Source organism: Acidimangrovimonas pyrenivorans, from assembly GCF_042643245.1.
Lineage (GTDB): Bacteria > Pseudomonadota > Alphaproteobacteria > Rhodobacterales > Rhodobacteraceae > Acidimangrovimonas > Acidimangrovimonas pyrenivorans.
Genome location: NZ_JBHRSK010000029.1, coordinates 1 through 518, shown reverse-complemented (window position 1 = coordinate 518; position 518 = coordinate 1). Strand labels below are relative to the sequence as shown.

The following is a 518-nucleotide window of genomic DNA, read 5'->3' as shown; positions in this document are numbered from 1 at the left end:
TGACCTGCTCCCCTCGGAGTCCGCGTTTATAGGTTAGCTCTGTTCAGGGTTTGGTCCTCTTTCGACCTTTGGTGATACTCCCACGGGGTGAGCCCGTCGAGGCTCGTGTGGGGGCGGTGATGGTTGTAGTCGTCTCTCCACGCCGCGATCAGGCCGCGGGCATGGCGCAGGTTGGCGAACAGGTGCTCGTTGAGGCATTCGTCCCTGAGGCGGCCATTGAAGCTCTCGACAAAGCTATTCTGCATCGGTTTCACCGGCGCGATGTAATGCCATTCGACACGGCGATCCTCCTGCCATTTGAGGATGGCGTTCGATGTCAACTCCGTGCCCCTCGCCATTGTCTCTCGAACAAATGGCATTCCAATGGCTCGATCGCTGGCCACCATGCAGGGATGTCCCCTGACCTCGGCGATCCGATCCAGTTCTCGGGCGACCCGGATGCCGGAGAGCGAGGTGTCGACGACCGTCGCCAGGCATTCCCGGCTGAAGTCGTCGATCACGCACAGGATCCGGAAGCG

Annotated in this window: 1 protein-coding gene; it reads right to left on the bottom strand. The window is 60.8% G+C overall.

Features of this window, described 5'->3' with window-relative positions:
• Positions 1-26 precede the first annotated feature (26 nt).
• On the bottom strand, positions 27-518 hold a 492-nt coding region (locus ACFOES_RS20965), incomplete at its 5' end, for an integrase core domain-containing protein (RefSeq protein ID WP_377835675.1).